Below are 22,363 nucleotides of genomic sequence, written 5' to 3'. Positions count from 1 at the left end.
GAGCCGTGGCGCCTGTATGAATTGAGTGCGCTCAGCGCGTCCGGGCGATCAGGTAGCGGAAGACGTTCGGCATCCAGACCGTGCCGTCCGCGCGCTGGTACGGATGCAGCGCCTCCGACAGCTCCTTCTCCACCTGCGCCGGATCGGCGACCTGTAGGGCCGCGTCGAACAGGCCCGTCGACAGCAGCCCGCGCATCGCACTCGGAAGATCGGCGTACCCGAAGGGGCAAGCCACCCGGCCCGAACCGTCCGGCCGCAGCCCCGCACGCTCCGCCAGCTCCTCCAGGTCGTCCCGGCTGCTGGGCCGCCAGCCGGCCGCCGCGGGCGCCGTCGTCCGGTCGAGCGCAAGGGACGGATCCGCGAGCCGTTGCGCCACTCGGAGTACGCCTGCCGTGGCGCATCGCTCGACCGGGCCCCAGCCGCCCAGCACCACCGGGCTGCCGCGCTCGGCGAGAGTCGTCGCCGTCTGCAGGGAGGCCGCCAGCCCGTCCACGGTGCTGACGCAGCCCACCGGATGGAACGCCGTCACCAGATTGAAGCGGTGCCGTTGGGAAGAATCCATGCACTCCGGCCCACCGTGCGCCAGGCACGCGGCCGACTCCGCGGAGCTCCCGCCCGCTTCGGGGCCCTGCTCCGGCGCCAGCCGCTCCCGGGCCAGCCGCAGCCGCGGCTCATCCATGTCCACTCCGCTGACCTGCGCGCCACGGGCCGAGGCCATCAGCAGGGCGAGGCCGGAACCACAACCCAGGGCCAGCAGTCGGGTGTGCGGGCCGACATCCAGCCGTTGGTACACGGCTTCATACAGCGGCACCAGCATCCGTTCCTGGATTTCGGCCCAGTCGCGGGCGCGCGCCCCCGAACCGGAGCCGTCCGGTGCAGGGTGACCGGAAGGGCCGGAACGCTGGAGGCCGTGCTGTACGAGCGTGGGTGTCATGGAAAGCGCCCCTATCCGCCGAGAGCCCGAGCTTGAGGAAAATGGTCTTCCGCCCCCGATTTGTTGCGCTGTGCCCCCCGGTCCAGACAACCCCCCATCCATCCCAGAGTCCAGGGGTTGCGCCCGGTTGTCTACCGCGCGCCCCCGTTTGCGCCGTCCGGGCGCCGGCCGGTCGTCGGCGGACCTGGAGGCGGCCACTGTCCGGCGCCCTTCGTGGGCTTCGAGGTCCCCTCACCCGGGTGGCGTACGGCGCTTCGCACCCCCTGGCCGTAGGGCGTCCGCAATGGGTGGACGGGGCGGCTTCGGGTGGTCGCGGCCCCGCCGGTACGATCACCATGATCGCGCGGCCGGCTCTGAGGGCACGCCGCCCCTTCGGGGCCCGCGGGACACGAGGTACGCAGGCGCTGTGCAGCGTCCGCCCTTCCGGTGCGCCGGACGTACACGTCGATACATACCGGCTCGGTACTCGGTGCGCGTCTCGTCCACAGAAAGACGCACCCGCCCTCCACGGGCCGCATGAGTCGAAACTGACTGGTACGTGCAAATTATTTGGGATGCCCCGGAATCGGAACACTGAGCGGTACCGGCTCGTTGTCACGACGTGAGCACGACACCTGTTCTCGCCGCCGAGCTGGCGCTCGCTTGGGCCGACATTCAACGGCACCATCCCGAGCTGCCGGATTTGGCCGCGCCCGAATCCCTGATCGGAGAGTCCTCGTCCGCCTGCGGCGCCGAGCTCTCCTTCGAACGGCTGCTTCATGAGGCAGTTCACGGCATCGCCGCGTCCCGCGGCGTCCGCGACACCTCACGCGCCGGTCGCTACCACAACCGCCGATTCCTGGCGATCGCCGAGGAGCTGGGCCTGGACCACGCCGACGAGCCGCACCCCAGCAGCGGCTTCTCCCTGGTCACGCTCAACCCCGAAGCCAGAAGGCGGTATCGCCCCACCATCGAGCGGCTCGGCAGAGCACTCAAGGCGCACACCGTCGCCACCGCGGCCGACAGCAGCCGCAGCTTCCGTGGCCCGGCCGCGCGGCACGGCTCCTCCGGTGGCGGTGTAAGGGTCAAGGCCGTCTGCGACTGCGGACGCAACGTCCGGGTCGTCCCCTCCGTGCTCGCCCAGGCCCCCATCATGTGCGGCGGCTGCGGCAAGCCGTTCCGCATCCCCGAGGTGGCCGCGGTCGGCTGACCGGGGCACAGGGCCGGCCGCCCGTCCGGCCGCGGCCGGACGGGCGCCGGGCGGGCGGGGCGGCGGTCGGCCCGTCCTGGTCAGCGGCCGGGCGCCCGGGGTCGGCCGCCCCGTGCGCGTATGGCACAATGGCTAGCTGTACTCGACAGTCGCACAGGACCCCTCTCTCCTCCGGCTGACGCGTCCATCGGGCACTCGGGTACCGCAACCCCACGTGGCATCTCGTTGTGCCCAACCACGTCAACACCAGGAGACACCACTCCCGTGGCAGTCAAGATCAAGCTGAAGCGTCTGGGCAAGATCCGTTCGCCTCACTACCGCATCGTCGTTGCCGACTCCCGTACCCGCCGTGACGGCCGGGCCATCGAGGAGATCGGCCTGTACCACCCGGTGCAGAACCCCTCGCGCATCGAGGTCGACTCCGAGCGTGTCCAGTACTGGCTGAGCGTCGGCGCGCAGCCGACCGAGCCCGTCGCGGCCATCCTCAAGGTCACCGGTGACTGGCAGAAGTTCAAGGGTCTGCCCGCCCCGGCCCCGATGAAGGTTGCCGAGCCCAAGGCCGACAAGCGCGCCCTCTTCGAGGCCGCCGCCAAGGACGCCGGTGACGAGCCGAAGGGTGAGGCCATCACCCCCAAGGCGAAGAAGGCTGACAAGAAGGCGGACGAGGCCGAGGCCGAGACGGCCAAGTCCGAGTCGACCGAGGCCTGAGCATGCTCGAGGAGGCTCTTGAGCACCTCGTCAAAGGCATCGTCGACAATCCCGACGACGTGCAGGTCGCCTCGCGCAACCTGCGGCGCGGGCGCGTCCTGGAGGTCCGGGTCCACCCGGACGACCTCGGCAAGGTGATCGGCCGTAACGGCCGCACCGCGCGCGCTCTGCGTACTGTTGTGGGTGCCCTCGGCGGCCGCGGCATCCGTGTCGACCTCGTCGACGTGGACCAGGTCCGCTGAGCATCGGAACACCGGCACGGGCCGGGGAGGGCTTCGGCCCTTCCCGGCCCGTGCCGGTTTGCGGTGATACTTCGTCGACCGCAACCGTCCATTGAGGAACCACGGCGAGAACCACCTCCGCGAGAGCGGCGGCGGATCAGCCGCAAAGAAAGGCAAGGCACAGTCGTGCAGCTGGTAGTCGCGCGGATCGGGCGCGCCCATGGGATCAAGGGCGAGGTCACGGTGGAGGTGCGCACGGACGAGCCGGAGCTGCGGCTCGCCCCGGGCGCGGTCCTGACCACAGACCCCGCGTCCACCGGCCCGCTGACCATCGAGACCGGTCGCGTGCACAGCGGCCGCCTGCTGCTTCGCTTCGAGGGCGTGAAGGACCGTACGGCCGCCGAAGCGCTCCGTAACACCCTTCTGATCGCCGAGGTCGACCCCGAGGAACTTCCCGAGGACCCCGAGGAGTTCTACGACCACCAGCTCATCGACCTCGATGTGGTGACCGAGGACGGCGTCGAGGTCGGCCGCATCATCGAGATCTCCCACCTGCCGTACCACGACCTGCTGATCGTCGAGCGCCCCGACGAGAGCCAGGTCATGATCCCGTTCGTCGCGGAGATCGTGCCGGAGATCGACCTCGAGGAGCAGCGAGCGGTGATCACCCCGCCGCCGGGGCTGCTGGACGACACCCAGGCGGAGGTCGCCTCCAGCCGGGACGCGGAGGCCGAAGCGGGCTCCGCGAGCACGCCCGAAAACGGCCCGGCGCCTGAAGGCGACGAGGCGCCCGAGGGCGGTCGGGCAGCGCGCGGTGAGGACGCCTGATCATGCGTCTCGACGTCGTCACGATCTTCCCCGAGTACCTCGAACCGCTGAACGTCTCCCTGGTCGGCAAGGCGCGCGCCCGGGGGCAGCTGGACGTCCGCATCCACGACCTGCGTGAGTTCACCCACGACAAACACAACACCGTGGACGACACCCCGTACGGCGGCGGCCCCGGCATGGTCATGAAGCCCGAGCCGTGGGGCGAGGCGCTGGACTCGGTCATCGCGTCGGGCGAAGGGGAGGAGCAGCCGGTCATCGTCGTCCCGACGCCCAGCGGCCGGCCCTTCACCCAGCAGCTCGCCGTCGAGCTCTCCGAGAAGCCGTGGCTGGTCTTCACCCCGGCCCGCTACGAAGGCATCGACCGCCGCGTCATCGAGGAGTACGGCGACCGGCTGGACGTCCGCGAGGTCTCCATCGGTGACTACGTGCTGGCCGGCGGCGAGGCGCCCGTCCTCGTCATGGTCGAGGCCATCGCCCGCCTCCTCCCCGGAGTACTCGGCAACGCCGCGTCCCACCAGGACGACTCCTTCGCGCCCGGGGCGATGGCCGACCTCCTGGAGGGGCCGGTCTACACCAAGCCCCCGGAGTGGCGCGGCCGCGGCATCCCCGAGGTGCTGCTCAGCGGCCACCACGGCAAGATCGCCCGCTGGCGCCGCGACGAGGCATTCCGCCGTACGGACCGGAACCGCCCGGACCTGATCGAACGCGCCGACCCCGCCGCCTTCGACAAGAAGGACCGCGAAACCCTCTCCATCCTGGGGTGGGCCCCGGGAGCGGACGGGCGATTTGGGCGGACGACCGAGGCCGTGGAAGAATAGGCCGCTGCTGTGCGTCCGGCGCGCGCCCCTGCCACAGGGGGAACGACGCCCGCCCGACGGACCGGCACCCGGACTTCTCGTCCGGCTTCCGAACCATCATCACGAATTCCGCTGATGACCTGTGGCATCAGCGAAGAAAGCAGTAGGTCATGCACCTTCTCGACTCCGTCGACGCCGGGTCGCTGCGCAGCGACATCCCCGCCTTCCGCCCGGGTGACACCGTCAACGTCCACGTCCGCGTCATCGAGGGCAACCGCTCCCGTGTGCAGCAGTTCAAGGGCGTTGTCATCCGCCGTCAGGGCGCCGGCGTGCGCGAGACCTTCACGGTCCGCAAGGTCAGCTTCTCCGTCGGCGTCGAGCGCACCTTCCCGGTGCACACCCCGATCGTCGAGAAGATCGAGGTCGTGACCCGCGGTGACGTCCGTCGCGCCAAGCTGTACTACCTCCGTGAGCTGCGCGGCAAGGCCGCCAAGATCAAGGAGAAGCGCGAGAGCTGAGCAGCCGTACGGTGTCCTTAACCCCGGGCCGGATAGGCTCTGGGCTCGATGGACACCGACGCACAGCCCTCCACGCTCCCGGAGCGCGACTCCTCTCCAGCCCCTGGCCAAGGGGCGGAGCAGGGGTCGCGCTTCGCGTGTTTTTCCCGGCGGCGGGAGCGGTCGTCCGCGGGCGGGTCCGGCGAGGCGCGTGCGGCGGAGTCCGGCGAGAGCCGCGAGGGAGGCCGTGAGGAGGCCGCTGCGCGCCCGCTGCTGCGGCGGGGCCCGGTTCTGCTGGCGCTGGCCTGTCTGGCGTTTGTGGGGCTGCTCAGCGCCTTTGTCGTCCAGCCCTTCCTGATCCCCAGCTCGTCGATGGAGAACACGCTCCAGGTCGGCGACCGCGTACTGGTGAACAAGCTGGCGTACCGGTTCGGCGGCGAACCGCACCGGGGGGACGCCGTGGTGTTCGACGGCACCGGGTCGTTCGTACAGGAGGCGCCGGCCGGCAACCCGGTGGCGGAGCTGCTGCGCGGGGCCGGAGCCGCGGTGGGCCTGGCGCCGGCCGCGGAGACGGACTACATCAAGCGCGTGATCGGCGTCGGCGGGGACAGGGTGACCTGCTGCGACAAACGGGGACGGATCAAGGTGAACGGCGAACCGGTGGACGAGCCCTATCTCCACCCCGGAGACAGCCCGTCGGAGGTGCCCTTCGACGTGGTCGTGCCCGAAGGGAAGCTGTGGGTCATGGGGGACCACCGCGCCAGGTCGAGCGACTCCCGCGACCATCTGGGCGACCCCGGTGGCGGCACCGTCCCGCTGGACAAGGTGATCGGCCGCGCCGACTGGATCGGCTGGCCGGTCGGCCGCTGGACTTCCTTGAAGCGGCCCCACGCGTTCGACGGCATACCGGCTGCGGCAGGGTCCCATGGGTAACAGGGGGCGCCCGCGCCACGGGCACCACCGCACAGGCGCACCATCGGCAGGCCACGGCAAGGAGGCGCGCGGCTCCGTACCGGACGGCGCGCACAGCTCCCGTATGCCCGGCGCCGACCCCTATGGCGCGGACCTCGGTACTGGGGGCACCGCGACCCGTACGACCCTGCCGGCGACCGGCGGGCGGGCCGACAGGCGACGCCAGGCCAAGCGCATCAAGAGGCGCAGGCAGCGTTCGTACCTGAAGGAGATACCGATCCTGATCGGGGTGGCGCTGGCGATCGCCCTGGTCCTGAAGACGTTCCTCGTGCAGGCGTTCGTGATCCCGTCGGGCTCCATGGAGCAGACGATTCAGATCGGCGACCGGGTGCTCGTCGACAAGCTGACCCCGTGGTTCGGCGCCGAGCCGCACCGGGGGGACGTGGTCGTCTTCAAGGACCCGAACAACTGGCTCGCGGGCGAGCGCACCAACGTGGCCGACGACCCGGTAGGCGTCAAGCAGGTCAAGGAAGTCCTCACGTTCATCGGGCTGCTGCCGTCGGCGGACGAGCAGGACCTGATCAAGCGGGTCGTCGCCGTCGGCGGCGACACCGTCAAGTGCTGCGACAAGAGCGGCCGGGTCACCGTCAACGGGACGCCGTTGAGCGAGCCGTACGTCCACCCGGGCAATCCGCCCTCGCAGTTGAAGTTCGAGGTCAACGTGCCGACCGGGCGGCTCTTCGTCATGGGGGACCACCGGTCCAACTCCGCCGACTCCCGATACCACCTGGACGAGCCGTACAAGGGGACAGTTGCGGAGAGCAGTGTCGTGGGCCGCGCCATTGTGATCGCGTGGCCGTTCAAGCACTGGCAGCGCCTGGAAGAGCCCGATACGTACGCTTCTGTGCGCGACGCGCCGGGCGCACCGGCGACGGCGGCCGCGGCGCCGCATACTGTGTCACCCGAAGGTTTGACCGTCCTCCCGACCCCTGCGGAACTCCCGCTCGTTATGGGAGTGGTGGGCCTGCACCGTTTGACGAGCAGGCGGCGGCTTGGAGTAAGGAGTGAATGTGGGGGACGTGGCGGTCGGCGCACGGTCCGGTACCGAAGAGCCCGAAGAACCAGAGGGGCGCGATAGGTCCCCCGTAGCGGACGTGGCGCATCAGGAGCAGCAGCCGCAGGACGCGCGACAGGAGAGGGAAGAGGAGAACGGCGGCGTGACGAAGGACAAGAAGCCGCCGCGTTCCTTCTGGAAGGAGCTGCCGCTCCTGATCCTCATCGCCCTGGCCCTGGCGCTGGTCATCAAGACCTTCCTGGTGCAGGCGTTCTCGATCCCTTCCGACTCGATGCAGAACACCCTGCAGCGCGGCGACCGGGTGCTGGTGGACAAGCTGACCCCGTGGTTCGGCGCGAAGCCGGAGCGCGGCGAGGTCGTCGTGTTCCACGACCCGGGCGGCTGGCTCAACGAAGTGCCCACCCCGACGCCGAATCCGGTCCAGAAGGTCCTCAGCTGGATCGGTCTGATGCCGTCCGCCGAGGAGAAGGACCTGATCAAGCGGGTCATCGCGGTCGGTGGCGACACGGTCGAGTGCAAGGGCACGGGGCCGGTGAAGGTCAACGGCAAGGCGCTCCAGGAGGACGCGTACCTCTTCGCCGGGAACACCCCCTGCGGGGACAAGCCCTTCGGCCCGATCAAGGTGCCCGAGGGCCGGATCTGGGTGATGGGCGACCACCGTCAGGACTCCCTGGACTCGCGCTACCACCAGGACCTGAAGGGCAATGGCACGGTCTCGGAGGACGAGGTCGTGGGCCGCGCGTTCACGATCGCCTGGCCGGTCAACCGGTGGTCGCTGCTTCCGGTACCGGACACCTTCGACCAGCCGGGGCTGAGCCAGGCGATGGCCGCGGCGCCGGCGGCGCTGGGCGTGGCCGGTGCGGTACCGCTCGTGCTGTGGCGGCGCCGGCGGGTGCTCGCCAAGCTGCCCGCCAATGTGGCGGTCGGAGCGACCGGCAAGGAGCCCCGCGACAGCTGACCGCACCGCCCGTAGGTGAGGGATCTGTGTGCGTCCGGCGGGCGTGTCGTCGATACGCCGCGTACGTCGGGAAACGGCACCAGAAGGCTCTCGCCGGACCGTCGGCCGGAGGCTGACTGGGGAATGTAACCCCAGGTAAGGTGCCGTCCCGGATCTTCGACGCGGGGCGGCCCGCGGGGTGGGAGCGCGGGATGAGCAGGAGCGAGGGGCGTACGAGCGGCGGCCACGGCCGGACCGCGGGCAGCGTGCTGTCCGGTCTGGCCGTGGCCGTCGGCTGTGTGCTGTTCCTGGGCGGATTCGTATGGGGCGCGGTGCTCTACCGGCCGTACACGGTCCCGACCGATTCGATGGCGCCCACCATCGCGGCCGGCGCCCGAGTCCTGGCGCAGCACGTGGACGGCTCCGAGGTGCGCCGCGGCGACGTCGTGGTCTTCAGGGACTCCGTATGGGGCGACATGCCCATGGTGAAGCGGGTCGTCGGGGTGGGCGGCGACAAGGTCGCCTGCTGCAATGCCGACGGCAGGCTCACCGTCAACGGGAAGCCCATCGAAGAACCGTATCTCCAGGGCAATGGCCCGGCGTCTCCCGTCGGCTTCAAGGCCGAGGTCCCCAAGGGGCAGCTCTTCCTGCTCGGTGATCACCGCAGTGACTCCATGGACTCGCGGGTGCACCTCACGGACCGCGATCACGGTGCCGTGCCGCGTGCTGCGGTCGACGCCCGAGTGGACGCCACGGCGTGGCCGATCGCGAGCTTCGGCACGCTGCAGCGGCCCACGGCCTTCGCGGCCCTGCCGGGCGGCACATCCCAGCCCGGTCCGGTGCAGCCCCTCGTGGTGGCGATCGTCGCCGGCGCGGTGCTGATACTGGGGGGAGCGGCGTACGGGCCGCTCGCGAACCGGAGGAGGCGTACACGTGTCTGAAGCGGATACCGGTACACAGGAGAAGACCGGAATACCGGCGGGTAGTGCGCTGCGGCGCGTCTCCCGGGTGATCCTGCTCGACCCCGAGGACCGGGTTCTGCTGATGCATGGCTTCGAACCGGACGAACCGTCGAGGACCTGGTGGTTCACGCCGGGCGGCGGGCTGGAGGGCGCCGAGAGCCGGGAAGAGGCGGCCCTCCGGGAGCTCGCGGAGGAAACCGGGATCACGGACGCGGAGCTCGGCCCCGTGCTGTGGCAGCGGCACTGCTCGTTCCCGTTCGCCGGGCGGCGCTGGGACCAGGACGAGTGGTACTACCTGGCGCGTACACGCAATACCGCGACCCGGCTGAGCGGCCTGACGGAGCTGGAACGGCGCAGCGTGGCGGGGCTGAGATGGTGGACGGTGACGGAACTCTCCGCATCGCATGAGACGGTGTATCCGACCAGACTTGCCGAGCTGTTGCGCGCGCTGCTCGACGAAGGACCCCCTAGTGCGCCAGTGGTCCTGGAGACCGAAAGTGTCTGACGCACAATAGGGGGACGCACGGCTGAAGGGGATCTGCCATGAGCGCCGAGGACCTCGAGAAGTACGAGACCGAGATGGAGCTGAAGCTCTACCGGGAGTACCGCGATGTCGTCGGACTGTTCAAATACGTGATTGAGACCGAGCGTCGGTTCTACCTCACCAACGACTACGAGATGCAGGTGCACTCCGTCCAGGGTGAGGTCTTTTTCGAGGTCTCCATGGCAGATGCCTGGGTGTGGGACATGTACCGCCCGGCCAGGTTCGTGAAGCAGGTCCGCGTGCTGACCTTCAAGGACGTGAACATCGAGGAGCTGAACAAGAGCGACCTCGAGCTGCCGAGCGGCTGAGTGACCGTTTCCTCGTGATCGCCCGGGCGGAGATTTCGCTGCCACGCGCGGCGCGGTCATTTCACCCCCACGGGTGACGGCGTTATGCACAACCGCTGAGTTGTCCACCAAGATCCAATACTCGGCGGCGGAAGCGTCACAGTCGGTGCCGGAGGTGGTGCCGGATGAACGCCACAGCAGAAAACGCCGCGGTCGGCAGCGGTGCAGAAGAGCCCGTACGAGCCCGGTCGGGCCCCCGCCCGCCGCGAGCGGTCGACTCGGCGAAGACACGACGCAAGCGCCCGCGAGGCCGGGGCAGTCCCGGTGGCCGCGCCCGCGGCGGCTGCCGCCGCTCCGGACTGGGGCGGTACGGCGAAGACCTCGCCGCGCGGTGGCTGACCGCCCATGGCATGCGCATCCTCGACCGGAACTGGCGCTGCCGCTTCGGAGAGATCGACATCGTCGCCGCCGAGGCCGACGCGTTCGTCGTGTGCGAGGTCAAGACCAGGCGCGCGGGCCCGTACGAACACCCCATGGCGGCTGTCACGCCCACGAAGGCGCGCCGTCTGGGACTCCTCGCCGAGCACTGGACCGCGGCGCACGGAGGCCCGCCACCGGGCGGTGTCCGCATCGATGTGATCGGCGTCCAGCTCCCCGCCCGTGGCGCGCCCGTCGTGTCCCACGTACGGGGGGTGACCTGATGGGATTCGCCCGTACGTGCTCGGTCGCGCTGGTCGGCGTCGAGGGCGTGGTCGTCGAGGTGCAGGCCGACCTCGAACCAGGTGTCGCGGCCTTCACCCTCGTCGGCCTCCCCGACAAGAGCCTCATCGAGTCGCGTGACCGAGTGCGCGCCGCCGTGGTCAACTCCGGCTCCGAGTGGCCGCAGAAGAAGCTGACCGTCGGCCTCAGCCCGGCCTCCGTCCCCAAGGGCGGCAGCGGCTTCGACCTGGCCGTCGCCTGCGCCGTCCTCGGTGCCGCCGAGCTCATCGACCCACGTGAGCTCACCGACCTCGTCATGATCGGCGAGCTGGGCCTGGACGGCCGGGTACGACCGGTGCGCGGCGTGCTGCCGGCGGTCCTGGCAGCCGCCGACGCGGGGTACCGCCAGGTGGTCGTCCCCGAGCGGACCGCTGCCGAGGCATCGCTCGTCCCAGGAGTCTCCGTCCTGGGCGTCCGCAGCCTGCGCCAGCTCATCGCCGTGCTCACCGACGGGCCGGTTCCCGAGGAGGAGGACGAGGGAGACGAGCCGGGCCGCCCGGACCCGCTGCTCGCCGGGCTGGTCGTACCGGGCGCGGGATCCTGCGCCGGGTTGCCTCCCGACGCCCGCCCGCCGGACATGGCCGAGGTCGCGGGCCAGCACGGCGCCCGCCGCGCACTGGAGGTGGCCGCCGCCGGACGGCACCACATCTTCCTGAAGGGGCCACCGGGAGCAGGCAAGACCATGCTCGCCGAACGGCTGCCCGGCCTGCTGCCGCCCCTGTCGTCCAAGGAATCACTGGAGGTCACCGCGGTGCACTCGGTGGCAGGCATGCTCCCGCCAGGTCAGCCCCTGGTGAGCCGCCCGCCGTACTGCGCACCGCACCACTCCGCCACCATGGCCTCGCTCGTCGGCGGTGGCAGCGGACTGCCCCGGCCCGGCGCGGTGTCCCTCGCCCATCGAGGCGTCCTGTTCATCGACGAAGCCGCGGAATGCAACGCCAAGGTGCTCGACGCCCTGCGCCAGCCCCTGGAGGCCGGACACGTCGTGGTCGCCCGCGCCGCCGGAATGATGCGGCTCCCGGCATCCTTCCTGCTCGTACTGGCCGCCAACCCGTGCCCCTGTGGACGCCACGGCACCACCGCCGGCGGCTGCGAGTGCCGCCCGTCCTCGATCACCCGCTACCGCGCCCGGCTCTCCGGGCCGCTCATGGACCGGATCGACCTGCGGATCGCCGTGGAACCGGTCGCCCGCAGTGAACTGGTCGCGGGGGCCCGCGGCGAATCCACCGCCGATGCCGCCGACCGGATCCGCGCCGCCAGGGAACGGGCAGCCCACCGCTTCCTCGGCACCCCCTGGCAGACGAACAACGAAGTCCCCGGTCATGAACTGCGCACCCGGTGGACTGTGGCTCCGGGGGCGCTCATCCAGGCCGAGCGCGACCTGGAGAACGGCCTGCTGACGGCCCGCGGCCTGGATCGTGTCCTGCGCGTCGCCTGGACCGCGGCAGACCTCGCGGGTCGCGACCGCCCGACGGCCGAGGACGTCGACTGGGCCCTGGAGCTGCGTACCGGTGTCCGGCGCGGCATTCCCCTGGCGGTGAGCCGGACATGACCTCTCTTGAAGACGCGTCAGGCCACCTGCCCACACGACAAGACAGTGGCGCTACCGAAGGAAGGGAAGCCCGCCCCGCCCCGGAAGCCGATCGGCTGGCCCGAGCAGCCCTCTCCCGTGTTCTCGAACCGGGTGACGAAGTGGTCGGCGCATGGCTGCGGCGGATGGGCCCGGTGGCGCTCTGGCGCTCCCTCCTCGGAGACGGTGACCCACCCGAAGGAGCCGGCAAGGCGAAGATGGCGGGCCTGCGGTTACGTGCCGAGGCGGTCTCACCCGAGGCCGACCTCGCCGCCGCCACCGCGTTCGACGGCCGTTTCGTCTGCCCCGGCGATGAGGAATGGCCCCACCAGCTGGACGACCTAGGAGATGCCCGCCCGGTCGGCCTGTGGGTGCGCGGCAGGGCGAACCTGCGGCTGTGGGCCCTGCGCTCCGTCGCCCTCGTGGGTGCCCGTGCCTGTACGGAGTACGGTGCGCATGTGGCCGGGACCTTGGGCGCAGGTCTCGCCGAACGCGGCTGGTCGGTGGTGTCCGGCGCCGCGTACGGCGTGGACGGCGCTGCGCACCGGGGCACCTTGGCGGCAGGTGGTCCGACCGTGGCGGTGCTCGCCTCCGGCGTCGACCACATCTACCCCAGTGGACACGCCGAGCTGCTCGGACGCATCGCCGAACAGGGTTTGATCATCGCGGAGTTGCCACCCGGTGCTCATCCGACCCCGAGCCGGTTCATCCAGCGCAACCGTGTGATCGCCGCTCTCACCCGGGGCACGGTCGTCGTCGAGGCCGCGCTGCGCAGCGGATCACTGGCCACTGCCCGCCGCGCCGCCGAGCTGGGGCGGTTCACGATGGGTGTTCCCGGCCCGGTCACCAGCGGGTTGTCGGCCGGTGTCCACCAACTGCTCAGGGACGAGGCCGTACTGGTCACCAACGCGGCCGAGGTGGTCGAACTGGTGGGCAGCATCGGTGATCTTGCCCCCGTCCCCCGCGGCCCGGTCCTGGCCCGCGATCTGCTGGACCCAGTGGCCACCCGTCTGCTGGAAGCCCTGCCGTTGAGGGGCGCGACCGACGCCCGGAAGATCGCCCGTGACTCGGGTACTGCCCTGGAAATGACCCAAGCGAAGCTCTTCGAACTACAGGCGCTCGGATTCGTTCAAAGATGCGGTACTCGCTGGGAGTTGCTTCCTGGCGCCCATTCGACAGGAGGTTACCGGCGAGGCGGTCCTTGACCTGGGGCGAACGGGTGAAAGGGTGAGGGGAATGACCGCAGGATGCATCTTTGCGAGTTTCGTGCGGACGGCCGCGCAGGCTCCCGTCGTCATCCGAGGGTGCGGACTACCGGACGAATCTGCGCACGCACGAACACGCTGCGATCGCACACTGCGACACCACAGTCACGCTACGCTCGCAAGGCATCCGCCCTCCACGGACCACACGACCCTCACGCACCTCTTCACCAGCGTCTCGGCAGAACGGCTCAAGGCGACGAATGCCCCAGCACACTTCCGGGTCTGACCGCGCGGCGGCACCCCCCGCCGCCCGCGGCAGCGTGCGCCCGGCAGCGCCCACCTCGCTAGAGGAGCTCTGGCGCTCCTACAAGGCGACGGGTGACGAACGCCTGCGGGAGCAGCTGATCCTGCACTACTCGCCGCTGGTCAAATACGTCGCGGGGCGCGTCAGCGTCGGCCTGCCGCCCAATGTCGAGCAGGCGGACTTTGTCTCCTCCGGCGTGTTCGGACTGATCGATGCCATCGAGAAGTTCGAGCCGGAACGGTCCATCAAGTTCGAGACGTACGCGATCACCCGCATCCGCGGCGCGATGATCGACGAACTGCGGGCCCTGGACTGGATCCCCCGCTCGGTGCGCCAGAAAGCACGAGCGGTCGAGCGCGCGTACGCCACGCTCGAAGCCCAGCTGCGCCGTACCCCTTCCGAGGCCGAGGTGGCCGCGGAGATGGGCATCGCGCTCGAGGAACTGCACACCGTCTTCAGTCAGTTGTCCCTGGCCAACGTCGTCGCTCTGGAAGAGCTGCTGCACGCCGGCGGTGACGGCGGCGACCGGCTGAGCCTGATGGACACGCTCGAGGACACCGCCGCCGAGAACCCGGTCGAGATCGCCGAGGACCGCGAACTGCGGCGACTCCTTGCTCGCGCTATCAACACGCTCCCCGACCGCGAGAAGACCGTCGTCACGCTCTACTACTACGAAGGGCTCACCCTCGCCGAGATCGGCAACGTCCTCGGCGTCACCGAGAGCCGGGTCAGTCAGATCCACACCAAGTCCGTCCTGCAGCTGCGCGCCAAGCTGGCCGATGTGGGCCGCTGAGCTCCGCTGACGGCGTTACGCCGTGCCGCGGAGTGCCGCCGCCCGGGCCGCATCCGTACAGTGGTGGCGTGCCCAGGATTCGAGCGGCCTCTGTGGCCGAGCACCGGACCATGCAGCGCGACGCCCTGTTGGACGCTGCTCGTACTCTGCTGTCCGAAGGCGGGACGGAGGCGTTGTCCTTCCCCGCCCTCGCCGAGCGCACGGGCCTCGCGCGGTCCTCCGTGTACGAGTACTTCCGCTCCCGCGCCGCCGTCGTCGAAGAGCTGTGCGCGGTCGACTTCCCGGTATGGGCCGCGGAGGTCGAGGCCGCGATGGAGCGCGTCGAGACGCCCGAGGACAAGATCGAGGCGTACGTACGGCAGCAGCTCGCCCTCGTCGGGGACCGCCGGCATCGTGCGGTCGTCGCGATCTCGGCGGGCGAGCTGGACGCCGGCGCCCGCGAGAAGATCCGCGCCGCGCACGGCGGCCTGATCGCCATGATCGTCGAGGCCCTGGGTGCCCTGGGACACCAGCAGCCGAGGCTCGCCGCGATGCTCCTCCAGGGCGTCGTCGACGCCGCGGTCCGCCGCATCGAACTGGGCGCGGCGGAGGATCCTACGGAGATCACGGAGGCGGCGGTCGCCATGACCCTCCACGGCGTCCGCGGCTGATCTTCTCCCCTCCCCCCCCCCGCCCACCCTCCTCCACCACCACCTCCGAAAAACAGACACGCCTGCCTGCGCCCCCATACACACCACGCGCCCAGGCATTGCCACACGGCGGCCCTCGCTCCCGCGGCCTGGCCGTCCGGCGCTCCCGCGCCCCGACCGTGCGGCAACCCCGCGCCTCGGCCGTCCGTCGACCTAGCCGTCCGTCGGTCCGGCCGTCTGGCGACCTGGCCGTCCGGCAACCCCGCGTCCCGGCCGTCAGGTGATCCTGCCGTCCCGCGACCGCGCGACCCGTGACCTCGCGCCCTGGGTGGCTGGCGCCCCCGTGCCCTGGCCGTCAGTTGACCTCTGGCCTCTGACCTGTGCCCCGTGCCCCGGCCCGCCGGTGATTGCGCGATCCGGTTGTCCGGCTGGCTCGCGGCCCCGTGGGCCGGTGGTCCCGGTGCTTGAGGGCTCGCGGTCCGGGTGATCAGAATCCGGGGCCCTGATGATCCGGCGATCTCACCACCGGATTCCCAGGGGCGCCCCGGACCTCGACGGCGCTCCGGTACTCCGGGGCTGTCCCGCTACTTCAGCCCTCCCGTACTTCAGCCCTCCCGTGCTTCAGCACGCCGGTCGTGCGTCGGTCGGGTAGGGATCGGCGCGGTGGCGGGTGTGGTGGGACGGGTTGCCGGTCAGGGCAGGCCGTCGGGGTGGCGTCGGGGGCGTTGGGGTTGGAGGCGGGAGTGGGACCAGGTGGCTATGGCTGCGAGTGCTGTGGCTGCCGCCAGGGTGGGGGTGTCGGCGGCTGTGGGGGAGAGGGGTGGTGTCTCCGGGCTGGGTGTTGGGGGCGGGGTGGGTTCGGGGATGTGGAAGACCGGGAGCAGGCGGGGAGAGGGCGGGGCCAGCAGGGACGGGGGGAGGAGGGAGAGCGGGTCCAGGTAGGTGCGGTCGCGGCGTAGGCCCCAATGGAGACAGGGGGCGTCGCAGTGGTACGGGCCGCGCTGGAGGATGGCGACCGGCTGGCCTGCTCTGACGCGGTCGCCCTTGCGGACCGTGGGGCGTACCGGCTCGTACGTGATGCGCAGGGGCGGTTGGCCGGAGTCGGGCAGTTCGATGGCGAGGACGCCTCGGTCGGCGACCTTGCCCGCGAAGGAGACGCGGCCGGGGGCGGCGGCTCGTACGGTCGCTCCGGCATGTGAGGCGAGGTCCACGCCGCGGTGGCCGGCCGCCCACGGGGTGGGTGGAGGCAACCAGGGGCGTGCGATGGCTGGACGCGCGCCGGCCGGCCCTGCCACGGGCCACGCCCGGGTCTCGGAAGTCCCGGACCGTGCCCGGGCGTCGGAAGTCCCGGACCGTGCCCCGGCCTCGGATGTTCCGGACCGTGTGCGGGTCTCGGAAGGCCCCTCCGGTGGGCTCGGGCCAGGGGCGGAGTTCGTGTCCGAGTGGGGTTCCGATGGCGGGTGTCCGGAGAGGGGGCGGGCGTGTGCGGCGGGCGTGAGATGAGGTGAGGGTGCGGTGTCGGTTGCGGTCGGGGTGTTGTGGTCCGGCTCGGGGGAGAGCGGAGTGAGGAGCGTCGGGCCGAGCAGGAGTACGCAGCCGATCATGCAGCCGAGTGCGCAAGCGGCCGTGCGAAGGATCCCGGTCTTGCTGGTCAGGGTGGTGCGAGCCGTGGTGCGAGGGGCAGGCCGACTGGGGTACCGGGACGTGAGGTACGCGAGTACTCGCATGACCGGGAGAGGGAGCAGGAGCCCCGTCAGCCGCAGGCGAGACAGGTGAGATGGATGGGGCAGGGGCGAATGTAGCTGCAGGCGAGGCAGAAGACGCTCCGGTCCCGGCCGAGGCCTCAGCCCCAGTCGAGGCGGGCGACGCCCCACCCGAGGCCTCAGACGTAAACGACATGGAAGAGAGAGCCCAGGAACCCCGAGGCGATGTGACTGGCGCATGGCACGACACTGGCGGACCCCGCAGGATCCGAGGGATCTTGGTCGGGAGCTGTGGACCGTTTCGTGGTTGTGGACAACCTCGTCACGCGTGTGAGTGATCAGGAGAGCCCGCAGCCCGCCCTTCGCCCCTCCCTCCTCACCGGCAGCCGCCCACCGACACCGGCAGCCGCCCGCCGGTGCCGGTTCACCCCCCACCCCCAGCATGTCGCTAGGCGGTTCGGCGGTCCCGTACACTTCTTGTGGCGATCCGGGTGACCGGGTCGACTTCGCACGCCCCGCCACCGGCGCGTGACTCCCCGTGCTTCGTCAGAAGCGCAGCGGGAGCGCGCTGCACCACGGTGGCCGCGTCCCTCGGTCCTGGCACGGTTCCCGGTACACCACCGGAGTCGGTTCAGGCAGGCGCGCAGGGGCGTCAGGCACAGCGGCCGCCCGGCCGCGGTGGAACCGAGAAACACGAGGAGAACGGCCATGGCCGTCGTCACGATGCGGGAGCTGCTGGAGAGCGGCGTCCACTTCGGGCACCAGACCCGCCGCTGGAACCCGAAGATGAAGCGCTTCATCTTCACCGAGCGCAACGGCATCTACATCATCGACCTGCTCCAGTCGCTGTCGTACATCGACCGCGCCTACGAGTTCGTCAAGGAGACCGTCGCCCACGGCGGCTCGGTCATGTTCGTCGGCACCAAGAAGCAGGCCCAGGAGGCCATCGCGGAGCAGGCGACTCGCGTGGGCATGCCCTACGTGAACCAGCGCTGGCTCGGCGGCATGCTGACCAACTTCTCGACCGTCTACAAGCGTCTGCAGCGCCTCAAGGAGCTCGAGCAGATCGACTTCGAGGACGTCGCGGCCTCCGGTCTCACCAAGAAGGAGCTTCTCGTGCTCTCGCGCGAGAAGGCCAAGCTGGAGAAGACCCTCGGCGGTATCCGCGAGATGCAGAAGGTGCCCAGCGCCGTCTGGATCGTGGACACCAAGAAGGAGCACATCGCGGTCGGTGAGGCCCGGAAGCTCAACATCCCGGTCGTCGCCATCCTCGACACCAACTGCGACCCCGACGAGGTCGACTACAAGATCCCGGGCAACGACGACGCGATCCGCTCCGTCACCCTGCTCACCCGCGTGATCGCCGACGCCGTCGCCGAGGGCCTCATCGCCCGCTCCGGTGGTGCCGAGGCCAAGGGCGAGAAGGCCGCCGGCGAGCCGCTGGCCGAGTGGGAGCGTGACCTGCTCGAGGGCGAGAAGAAGGCCGAGGAGCCCAAGGCCGACGAGGCCAAGGCCGACGAGGCCAAGGCCGAGGAGAAGCCGGCCGAGGCGCCCGCCGCTGCCGAGGCCGAGAAGCCGGCCGAGCAGGCCTGACACCTCAGCATCGGATGATGACGGCGGGGGCCGGTGCCACAAGCACCGCCCCCGCCGTCCACCCGTAGATCTTTCGACTTTCGAGAAGAGACTCAACAGATCATGGCGAACTACACCGCCGCTGACGTCAAGAAGCTCCGTGAGCTCACCGGCGCCGGCATGATGGACTGCAAGAAGGCGCTGGACGAGGCCGAGGGCAACGTCGACAAGGCCGTCGAGGCCCTGCGTATCAAGGGCCAGAAGGGCGTCGCCAAGCGCGAGGGCCGCTCCGCCGAGAACGGCGCCGTGGTCTCCCTGATCGCCGACGACAACACCTCCGGCGTCATCGTCGAGCTGAAGTGCGAGACGGACTTCGTCGCCAAGGGTGACAAGTTCCAGGCCGTCGCCAACGAGATCGCCGCGCACGTCGCCAAGACGCAGCCCGCCGACATCCAGGCCCTGCTCGCCTCCGAGATCGAGGCCGGCAAGACCGTCCAGGCGTTCGTGGACGAGGCCAACGCCAACCTCGGCGAGAAGATCGTCCTGGACCGCTTCGCGCAGTTCACCGACGGCTTCGTGCTGGCGTACATGCACCGCACCATGCCCGACCTGCCCCCGCAGATCGGCGTCCTCGTCGAGCTCGACAAGGAGAACGCCGAGGTCGCCAAGGGCATCGCGCAGCACATCGCCGCCTTCGCGCCGAAGTACCTCTCCCGCGAGGACGTGCCGGCCGAGGTCGTCGAGGCCGAGCGCCGCGTCGCCGAGGAGACCACGCGTGCGGAGGGCAAGCCCGAGGCTGCCCTGCCGAAGATCGTCGAGGGTCGCCTCAACGGCTTCTTCAAGGACGCGACGCTGCTCGGCCAGCCGTACGCGCTCGACAACAAGAAGTCCGTCGAGAAGGTCCTCCAGGAGGCCGGTGTCAGCCTGAAGCGCTTCGCGCGCATCAAGGTCGGCATCTGAGCCACGCCGGAAGCTCTGCCTCCGGGCCGCCGGCCGTAAGGACCGAGGGCCTGTCGCAGGGCAGCGAATGACCCGCGGCCCCGCTAGGGTCGTACGCAGTCGGCCGCTCACCGGCCGACCGCAGATGTGACGAGGAGGCCATTGCCGTACAGGGATCTGACCAGACCCCCGGCAATGGCCTTCTTCGTATGTGCACGAGGAGAGCGCAATGAATCACGGTGCCGACGGCGCGGACAAAGCCCCCGAGACCCACAAAAAGGGGAAGGGTCGCTTCCTTCTGAAGCTTTCCGGGGAGGCATTCGCCGGCGGCGGGGGACTGGGTGTCGACCCCGACGTCGTCCACGCCATGGCCCGCGAGATCGCCGCCGTGGTCCGTGACGGCTACGAGATCGCCATCGTGATCGGCGGCGGCAACTTCTTCCGCGGCGCCGAGCTGCAGCAGCGCGGCATGGACCGGGCCCGCAGCGACTACATGGGCATGCTCGGCACGGTCATGAACTGCCTGGCCCTCCAGGACTTCCTGGAGAAGGAGGGCATCGACTGCCGCGTGCAGACCGCCATCACCATGGGCCAGGTCGCCGAGCCGTACATCCCGCTGCGCGCCATCCGCCACCTGGAGAAGGACCGCGTCGTCATCTTCGGTGCGGGCATGGGCATGCCGTACTTCTCCACCGACACCACCGCCGCCCAGCGCGCCCTGGAGATCGACGCCCAGGCCATGCTCATGGGCAAGAACGGGGTCGACGGCGTCTACGACTCCGACCCCAAGAAGAACCCCGACGCGGTGAAGTTCGACGCGCTCGAATACGGCGAGGTCATCACCCGCGACCTGAAGGTCGCCGATGCCACCGCCATCACGCTGTGCCGCGACAACAAGCTCCCGATCCTCGTCTTCGAGCTGCTCGCAGAGGGCAATATCGCGCGCGCCGTGAAGGGTGAGAAGATCGGCACGCTCGTCAGCGATCAGGGCACCCGGGCCTGACGGCCCGCACCGCCGCGATCCGTACGGGCAGCAGGTGTCCGTACGATCCGTACGGGCACCTCGTGTTCGTACGCGCCGTACGGGGAGCGCGAGTTCGCCCGTACGCGCCGTACGGACGGCATACCCGTACGCGCGGCAACTCCCGGCCGTGGGAAGACCACGGCACGGGGATGGACAACCGCCTGCCGGTCGGACACCGTGCAGGAGAAGACGCGCGCAGGGGCGAGGCTCTGCTTCTTACGATTAAGACCAGGAGCAAGTGGTGATCGAAGAGACCCTCCTCGAGGCCGAGGAGAAGATGGAGAAGGCCGTCGTGGTCGCCAAGGAGGACTTCGCCGCGATCCGCACCGGGCGTGCGCACCCGGCGATGTTCAACAAGATCGTGGCGGAGTACTACGGTGCCTTGACGCCGATCAACCAGCTGGCGTCGTTCTCGGTGCCCGAGCCGCGGATGGCCGTGGTGACCCCGTTCGACAAGAGCGCGCTGCGCAACATCGAGCAGGCCATCCGCGACTCCGACCTCGGCGTCAACCCGAGCAACGACGGCAACATCATTCGCGTGAACTTCCCCGAGCTCACCGAAGAGCGCCGCAAGGAGTTCATCAAGGTCGCCAAGAACAAGGCCGAGGACGCGAAGATCTCGATCCGCAGCGTCCGCCGCAAGGCCAAGGAGACCCTCGACAAGCTCGTCAAGGACAAGGAGTCCGGCGAGGACGAGGTGCGCCGCGCCGAGAAGGAGCTCGACGACACCACCGCGAAGTACGTCGCGCAGGTGGACGAGCTGCTCAAGCACAAGGAATCCGAGCTGCTCGAGGTGTGATGAACGAGTCATCCTGGGGGGCCCGGCCCTCGCCCTCGGCGGGCGGGACCCCACCCGGCGCCGGCCCATGGGCGGCCGGCACGGGACAGGCCCCCGGCTACGGCTGGGAGGGGCCCCCGGCCCCGTCGGCGGGTCCCGTGCACAACCGGTCCGCGGCAGCGCAGACTCGGCCCATGCCCACCGTGCCCGACGCAGGCGGAGACCAGGACGACCACCGGGACGATCGGGGGGCCGCTCGGCTGAGTGGCCCCCTCTTCCGCGATGACCACCCCCAGGAACCCATGCCCACATCCCCGCCGGCACCGGACGACAGCCCCTCTTCGAAGAAGCCGGCGAAGAAGAGCGCGGGCCGCAATCTGCGGGCCGCCATAGGGGTGGGCGTCGGCCTCGGCGCGATCATCGTGCTCTCGCTGTTCGTCTACAAGCCCGTCTTCGTGGGCGTCGTCGCGGTCGCCGTGGTCGTCGGGCTGTGGGAGCTGACCTCCCGCCTCGAGGAGCGCAAGGACATCCGCGTACCGCTCGTACCGCTCGCCGTCGGCGGTACGGCGATGGTGGTCGCCGGGTACGTACGCGGGGCCGAGGGCGCCTGGGTGGCGATGGCGCTCACCGCGCTCGCCGTGCTGGTCTGGCGGATGACCGAGTCCCCGGACCACTACCTCCGGGACGTCACGGCCGGCGTCTTCGCGGCGTTCTACGTGCCGTTCCTCGCGACGTTCGTCGCCCTGATGCTCGCGGCGGACGCGGACGGCCCGTACCGGGTCCTCACCTTCCTGCTGCTCACGGTCGTCAGCGACACCGGCGCGTACGCCGTCGGCTGGCGCTTCGGCAAGCACAAGCTCGCCCCCCGCATCAGCCCCGGCAAGACCCGCGAGGGCCTCGTCGGCGCGGTGGCCTTCGCGATGGCGGCGGGTGCGCTGTGCATGGAGTTCCTCATCGAGAACGGCGCGTGGTGGCAGGGCCTGCTCCTGGGCCTCGCCGTCGCCGCCAGCGCCACCCTCGGCGACCTCGGCGAGTCCATGATCAAGCGCGACCTCGGCATCAAGGACATGGGCACGCTGCTGCCCGGCCACGGCGGGATCATGGACCGGCTGGACTCCCTGCTGCCGACGGCCCCGGTGGTATGGCTCCTCCTGGTGATCTTCGTCGGCACGGGCTGACCCCGCGCCGCGCACGAG

Annotated in this window: 24 protein-coding genes; 22 read left to right on the top strand and 2 right to left on the bottom strand. The window is 70.3% G+C overall.

Annotated features, from left to right (window positions below; all coding sequences use genetic code 11):
- Positions 1–31: 31 nt before the first annotated feature.
- On the bottom strand, positions 32–934 hold the full coding sequence (locus AB0I82_RS15815) for an SAM-dependent methyltransferase (protein WP_363257830.1): 903 nt from the start codon (positions 932–934) through the stop codon (positions 32–34).
- 601 nt (positions 935–1,535) lie between these two features.
- Between AB0I82_RS15815 and AB0I82_RS15810 the strand changes: the two genes are divergently transcribed.
- From AB0I82_RS15810 to AB0I82_RS15730, 17 genes are all read left to right on the top strand, one after another.
- A complete protein-coding gene (locus AB0I82_RS15810; protein ID WP_030267146.1) occupies positions 1,536–2,123 on the top strand; it encodes a hypothetical protein in 588 nt (195 codons plus the stop codon).
- A 264-nt stretch (positions 2,124–2,387) separates the two neighbouring features.
- Positions 2,388–2,831, top strand: coding sequence for a 30S ribosomal protein S16 (gene rpsP / locus AB0I82_RS15805; RefSeq protein WP_223732949.1), 444 nt, complete (start codon positions 2,388–2,390; stop codon positions 2,829–2,831).
- Positions 2,832–2,833: 2 nt separating this feature from the next.
- On the top strand, positions 2,834–3,073 hold the full coding sequence (locus tag AB0I82_RS15800) for an RNA-binding protein (protein WP_030267150.1): 240 nt from the start codon (positions 2,834–2,836) through the stop codon (positions 3,071–3,073).
- A gap of 165 nt (positions 3,074–3,238) precedes the next feature.
- On the top strand, positions 3,239–3,880 hold the full coding sequence (gene rimM, locus AB0I82_RS15795) for a ribosome maturation factor RimM (RefSeq protein WP_363257829.1): 642 nt from the start codon (positions 3,239–3,241) through the stop codon (positions 3,878–3,880).
- Positions 3,881–3,882: 2 nt separating this feature from the next.
- Positions 3,883–4,698 (top strand): tRNA (guanosine(37)-N1)-methyltransferase TrmD, encoded by an 816-nt coding sequence (gene trmD, locus AB0I82_RS15790; RefSeq protein WP_363257828.1) that lies wholly within the window; start codon positions 3,883–3,885, stop codon positions 4,696–4,698.
- Positions 4,699–4,847: 149 nt separating this feature from the next.
- Positions 4,848–5,195 carry a 50S ribosomal protein L19 gene (gene rplS / locus AB0I82_RS15785; protein WP_363257827.1) on the top strand — a complete coding sequence of 116 codons (348 nt, stop codon included), beginning with the start codon at positions 4,848–4,850 and terminating at the stop codon, positions 5,193–5,195.
- A gap of 48 nt (positions 5,196–5,243) precedes the next feature.
- Complete coding sequence (gene lepB, locus AB0I82_RS15780) at positions 5,244–6,107, top strand: signal peptidase I (protein ID WP_363257826.1); 864 nt, start codon at positions 5,244–5,246, stop codon at positions 6,105–6,107.
- Between the two features lie 103 nt (positions 6,108–6,210).
- Positions 6,211–7,224, top strand: a complete 1,014-nt coding sequence (gene lepB, locus AB0I82_RS15775; RefSeq protein ID WP_363258384.1) for a signal peptidase I — start codon at positions 6,211–6,213, stop codon at positions 7,222–7,224.
- Positions 7,166–8,119 (top strand): signal peptidase I, encoded by a 954-nt coding sequence (gene lepB, locus AB0I82_RS15770; protein ID WP_363258383.1) that lies wholly within the window; start codon positions 7,166–7,168, stop codon positions 8,117–8,119. Before lepB (AB0I82_RS15775) ends, lepB (AB0I82_RS15770) begins: the two co-directional genes overlap by 59 nt.
- Before the next feature lie 191 nt (positions 8,120–8,310).
- A complete protein-coding gene (gene lepB / locus AB0I82_RS15765; protein WP_363257825.1) occupies positions 8,311–9,039 on the top strand; it encodes a signal peptidase I in 729 nt (242 codons plus the stop codon).
- The gene (locus AB0I82_RS15760; protein WP_363257824.1) at positions 9,032–9,565 is read left to right on the top strand and encodes an NUDIX hydrolase; all 534 of its coding nucleotides are present in this window, start codon (positions 9,032–9,034) and stop codon (positions 9,563–9,565) included. The genes lepB (AB0I82_RS15765) and AB0I82_RS15760 overlap by 8 nt, the downstream gene beginning before the upstream one ends.
- 38 nt (positions 9,566–9,603) lie before the next feature.
- On the top strand, positions 9,604–9,912 hold the full coding sequence (locus AB0I82_RS15755) for a DUF2469 domain-containing protein (protein WP_003993268.1): 309 nt from the start codon (positions 9,604–9,606) through the stop codon (positions 9,910–9,912).
- Positions 9,913–10,250: 338 nt separating this feature from the next.
- Complete coding sequence (locus tag AB0I82_RS15750) at positions 10,251–10,592, top strand: YraN family protein (protein WP_363258382.1); 342 nt, start codon at positions 10,251–10,253, stop codon at positions 10,590–10,592.
- Complete coding sequence (locus AB0I82_RS15745; protein ID WP_363257823.1) at positions 10,592–12,202, top strand: YifB family Mg chelatase-like AAA ATPase; 1,611 nt, start codon at positions 10,592–10,594, stop codon at positions 12,200–12,202. The genes AB0I82_RS15750 and AB0I82_RS15745 overlap by 1 nt, the downstream gene beginning before the upstream one ends.
- A 95-nt stretch (positions 12,203–12,297) precedes the next feature.
- Positions 12,298–13,425, top strand: coding sequence for a DNA-processing protein DprA (gene dprA, locus AB0I82_RS15740; protein WP_363258381.1), 1,128 nt, complete (start codon positions 12,298–12,300; stop codon positions 13,423–13,425).
- Positions 13,426–13,685: 260 nt separating this feature from the next.
- Positions 13,686–14,522, top strand: a complete 837-nt coding sequence (gene whiG, locus AB0I82_RS15735) for an RNA polymerase sigma factor WhiG (protein ID WP_363257822.1) — start codon at positions 13,686–13,688, stop codon at positions 14,520–14,522.
- A gap of 110 nt (positions 14,523–14,632) precedes the next feature.
- The gene (locus AB0I82_RS15730; RefSeq protein WP_363258380.1) at positions 14,633–15,172 is read left to right on the top strand and encodes a helix-turn-helix domain-containing protein; all 540 of its coding nucleotides are present in this window, start codon (positions 14,633–14,635) and stop codon (positions 15,170–15,172) included.
- Between the two features lie 671 nt (positions 15,173–15,843).
- Here AB0I82_RS15730 and AB0I82_RS15725 read toward each other — a convergent pair.
- The gene (locus AB0I82_RS15725; protein ID WP_363257821.1) at positions 15,844–16,401 is read right to left on the bottom strand and encodes a M23 family metallopeptidase; all 558 of its coding nucleotides are present in this window, start codon (positions 16,399–16,401) and stop codon (positions 15,844–15,846) included.
- 1,161 nt (positions 16,402–17,562) lie between these two features.
- Between AB0I82_RS15725 and rpsB the strand changes: the two genes are divergently transcribed.
- From rpsB to AB0I82_RS15700, 5 genes are all read left to right on the top strand, one after another.
- Positions 17,563–18,447, top strand: a complete 885-nt coding sequence (gene rpsB, locus AB0I82_RS15720; RefSeq protein WP_363257820.1) for a 30S ribosomal protein S2 — start codon at positions 17,563–17,565, stop codon at positions 18,445–18,447.
- A gap of 102 nt (positions 18,448–18,549) precedes the next feature.
- Positions 18,550–19,386, top strand: coding sequence for a translation elongation factor Ts (tsf, locus tag AB0I82_RS15715; RefSeq protein WP_363257819.1), 837 nt, complete (start codon positions 18,550–18,552; stop codon positions 19,384–19,386).
- 208 nt (positions 19,387–19,594) lie between these two features.
- Positions 19,595–20,368, top strand: a complete 774-nt coding sequence (gene pyrH, locus AB0I82_RS15710) for a UMP kinase (RefSeq protein ID WP_363257818.1) — start codon at positions 19,595–19,597, stop codon at positions 20,366–20,368.
- 262 nt (positions 20,369–20,630) lie between these two features.
- On the top strand, positions 20,631–21,188 hold the full coding sequence (frr, locus tag AB0I82_RS15705; RefSeq protein WP_363257817.1) for a ribosome recycling factor: 558 nt from the start codon (positions 20,631–20,633) through the stop codon (positions 21,186–21,188).
- Complete coding sequence (locus tag AB0I82_RS15700) at positions 21,188–22,345, top strand: phosphatidate cytidylyltransferase (protein ID WP_363257816.1); 1,158 nt, start codon at positions 21,188–21,190, stop codon at positions 22,343–22,345. Before frr ends, AB0I82_RS15700 begins: the two co-directional genes overlap by 1 nt.
- The last annotated feature ends 18 nt before the right edge of the window (positions 22,346–22,363 follow it).

The sequence above is a fragment of the Streptomyces sp. NPDC050315 genome, from assembly GCF_040655775.1.
GTDB lineage: Bacteria > Actinomycetota > Actinomycetes > Streptomycetales > Streptomycetaceae > Streptomyces.
This window is presented reverse-complemented; position numbering and strand designations above follow the sequence as displayed.

Bases quoted from the DNA above. Each gene is read 5' to 3' on its own strand.
- rplS (WP_363257827.1), top strand. From the start codon at position 4,848: ATGCACCTTCTCGACTCCGTCGACGCCGGGTCGCTGCGCAGCGACATC.
- lepB (WP_363258384.1), top strand. From the start codon at position 6,211: ATGCCCGGCGCCGACCCCTATGGCGCGGACCTCGGTACTGGGGGCACC.
- AB0I82_RS15700 (WP_363257816.1), top strand. From the start codon at position 21,188: ATGAACGAGTCATCCTGGGGGGCCCGGCCCTCGCCCTCGGCGGGCGGG.
- AB0I82_RS15755 (WP_003993268.1), top strand. From the start codon at position 9,604: ATGAGCGCCGAGGACCTCGAGAAGTACGAGACCGAGATGGAGCTGAAG.
- AB0I82_RS15815 (WP_363257830.1), bottom strand. From the start codon at position 934: ATGACACCCACGCTCGTACAGCACGGCCTCCAGCGTTCCGGCCCTTCC.
- AB0I82_RS15745 (WP_363257823.1), top strand. From the start codon at position 10,592: ATGGGATTCGCCCGTACGTGCTCGGTCGCGCTGGTCGGCGTCGAGGGC.
- AB0I82_RS15800 (WP_030267150.1), top strand. From the start codon at position 2,834: ATGCTCGAGGAGGCTCTTGAGCACCTCGTCAAAGGCATCGTCGACAAT.
- whiG (WP_363257822.1), top strand. From the start codon at position 13,686: ATGCCCCAGCACACTTCCGGGTCTGACCGCGCGGCGGCACCCCCCGCC.
- rpsB (WP_363257820.1), top strand. From the start codon at position 17,563: ATGGCCGTCGTCACGATGCGGGAGCTGCTGGAGAGCGGCGTCCACTTC.
- tsf (WP_363257819.1), top strand. From the start codon at position 18,550: ATGGCGAACTACACCGCCGCTGACGTCAAGAAGCTCCGTGAGCTCACC.
- pyrH (WP_363257818.1), top strand. From the start codon at position 19,595: ATGAATCACGGTGCCGACGGCGCGGACAAAGCCCCCGAGACCCACAAA.
- lepB (WP_363257826.1), top strand. From the start codon at position 5,244: ATGGACACCGACGCACAGCCCTCCACGCTCCCGGAGCGCGACTCCTCT.
- trmD (WP_363257828.1), top strand. From the start codon at position 3,883: ATGCGTCTCGACGTCGTCACGATCTTCCCCGAGTACCTCGAACCGCTG.
- AB0I82_RS15730 (WP_363258380.1), top strand. From the start codon at position 14,633: ATGCAGCGCGACGCCCTGTTGGACGCTGCTCGTACTCTGCTGTCCGAA.
- lepB (WP_363257825.1), top strand. From the start codon at position 8,311: ATGAGCAGGAGCGAGGGGCGTACGAGCGGCGGCCACGGCCGGACCGCG.